The following is a 2,777-nucleotide window of genomic DNA, read 5'->3' as shown; positions in this document are numbered from 1 at the left end:
GGCCGGAGGGATGATCCGGTCGTCGATGATCTATTCGGCCCTGACCCTGGTCAGCCGCTTCATGGGTCTGGCCCGCGACCTGGTGGTCACCGCCCGGCTGGGCGCCAGCGCCACCTTTGCGGCCGACGCCTACAATACCGCCCTGATGTTCCCCAACCTGTTCCGGCGGATCTTCGCCGAAGGGGCCTTCGCCGCCGCCTTCGTGCCGGCCTATTCCAAGGCCCTGGAAAAGGACGGCGAGGAAAAGGCCGACGAGCTGGCCGCCGATGCCATGGCCACCCTGGCGGCGGCCACCATCGGCATCACGATCGCCGCCCAGCTGGCCATGCCCTGGCTGATGTATGTGATCAGCCCCGGCTTTGCGGCCGAGCCCGCCAAGTTCAAGCTGGCCGTCACCCTGACCCAGATCTCCATGCCCTATCTGCCGTGCATGGCCATCGTCGCCCACCTGTCGGGGGTGCTGAACGCCCGCGGCCGCTTCATCCTGTCGGCCGGCGCGCCGGTGCTGCTGAACCTGATCATGCTGATCGCCATCTGGCCGCAGGGCAGCAGCCATGACGCCGCCTTTGCCGCCTCCTGGGCGATCCTGGCGGCCGGTGTGGCCCAGGCGGCGCTGCTGGCCTGGGGGGTCAACAAGTCCGGGGCCAAGGTCCACTGGCGGCTTCCGCGCCTGACGCCGGAGATCAAGACCCTGCTGGCCCTGGCCGTGCCGGGCGCGATCGCCGCCAGCGCCTCGCAGGTCAATGTGTTCGTCTCGACCGTGCTGGCCAGCCATGTCAACGGGGCCCGCTCGTGGCTGGCGACGGCCGACCGCCTGTACCAGCTGCCGCTCGGCCTGGTGGGCGTGGCCATCGGCGTGGCCCTGCTGCCGCGCCTGTCCCGCGCCGTCCAGGCCAAGGACGGTGGCGAGGCCCAGGCCGCCATGGACCAGGCCATCGTCTTCGCCATGGCCCTGACCCTGCCGGCGGCCACCGCCCTGGTCGCCATGCCCGACTTCCTGATCGACGGCCTGTTCCGGCGCGGCGAGTTCAATGCCTTCGACGTCGCCTCGACGGCGGCCGTGCTGTTCTATTACGGCCTGGCGACCCCGGCCTTTGTGCTGCTGCGGGTGCTGTCGCCGGGCTTCTTTGCGCGGGGCGACACCAAGTCACCGATGCGGTTCGCCCTGATCTCGGTGGCGGTCAATATCGGCCTCGGCATCGCGCTCTTCTATGTGATGGGCGTGCCCGGCATCGCCGCCGCCACCGCCGTGGCCTCGTGGACCAATGTCGGCCAGATGATCTTCACCCTGGGCCGGCGCGGCGACTACTGGCCCAGCGCCAGGGCCTGGGGCAAGCTGATCCGGGTGACCCTGGCCAGCCTCGTGCTGGGGGCCCTGCTGGCGGCCGCACAGGCCTTCCGTCCCGCGATCGAGGGTCCGCTGGCCGGGTTCAGCCTGGCCGGGATCGGTCCCAAGGAGATCGCGGTACTGGGCACCTGCGGCCTGGCCGCCGTCGTCTATCCGCTGCTGCTGCTGGCCCTCGGCGGGGTGACCCCGGCCGAGGCGAAGGCGGCCCTGGGGCGGCGTGGCAAGGCCTGAGCCCCACCCCCGCCCGTCGCCGCACGGGGTGGGAGGCTTGCCCTCGGGCCTGCCGGGCGCTAACCAGCCCGCATGGCGACGACCGGTCCTTTCGCCGCGCGATGGCGCGGCTGCAGCTGAGTTTGACCGCCGCGTTTCGGCGCGGCCCGCGCAGCGATGCGCTCGCCCTTCCAGATCACGACTTTCAAGGCTGAAGCCATGACCGACCAAGCTCCCGTCGCCGCGAGCGACGCCTATGCGGGTCCCGCCCGCGTCCTGTCCGGCGTGCAGCCCTCCGGGGCCCTGCACCTGGGCAACTATCTGGGTGCGCTGGTAAAATTCGCCCGCCTGCAGCACGAGATGGACACCTTCATCTTCGTGGCCGACCTGCATGCCATCACCGTCTGGCAGGACCCCGCCCTGCTGGCCCAGCAGACCCGCGAGATCGCCGCCGCCTATCTGGCCGCCGGGCTCGATCCCGCCAAGGCCACCATCTTCCCGCAGTCGGCCGTGCCCGAGCATGCCGAACTGGCCTGGATCTTCCAGTGCGTCGCCCGCCTCGGCTGGCTGGACCGCATGACCCAGTTCAAGGAAAAGAGCGGCAAGAACAAGGAACGCAGCTCGGTGGGCCTCTACACCTATCCGGTGCTGCAGGCGGCCGACATCCTGATCTACAAGGCCACCCACGTGCCGGTCGGCGAGGACCAGAAGCAGCATCTGGAACTGACCCGCGACATCGCCGCCAAGTTCAACCACGACTTCGGCATTCCGGGCGGGGTGCCCAACTTCTTCCCGCAGCCCGATCCGCTGATCCAGGGCCCGGGGGCGCGGGTCATGAGCCTGCGCGACGGGTCGGCCAAGATGAGCAAGTCGGACCCGTCCGACTACAGCCGCATCAACCTGACCGACGATGCCGACGCCATCGCCACCAAGGTGAAAAAGGCCCGCACCGACCCCGAGCCCCTGCCCGAGACCCTGGACGAGCTGACGGCCCGCCCCGAGGCCGACAACCTGGTCGGCATCTTCGCGGCCCTCGACGGCCGGACCAAGGCGCAGGTGCTGGCCGACTATGCCGGCAAGGGCTTCGGCACGTTCAAGCCGGCCCTGGCCGAACTGGCGGTCGAAAAGCTGGCCCCGGTCGGCGAGACCATGCGCCGCCTGCTGGCCGATCCGGCCGAGATCGACGCCATCCTGGCCAAGGGCGCGCAGCGGGCCCGCG

The 2,777-nt window shown here is 70.3% G+C and carries 2 protein-coding genes; both read left to right on the top strand.

The genetic code is table 11. The features are described from left to right. Positions 1–1,579: murein biosynthesis integral membrane protein MurJ (murJ, locus tag DBR10_RS11670; protein WP_233243387.1), on the top strand; the 1,579-nt coding region annotated here is incomplete at its 5' end. A 198-nt stretch (positions 1,580–1,777) separates the two neighbouring features. Further along, the coding region (gene trpS, locus DBR10_RS11665; protein ID WP_108556356.1) for a tryptophan--tRNA ligase at positions 1,778–2,777 on the top strand (1,000 nt) is incomplete at its 3' end.

The organism is Caulobacter sp. HMWF025 (genome assembly GCF_003060965.1).
Lineage (GTDB): Bacteria > Pseudomonadota > Alphaproteobacteria > Caulobacterales > Caulobacteraceae > Caulobacter.
This window is presented reverse-complemented; position numbering and strand designations above follow the sequence as displayed.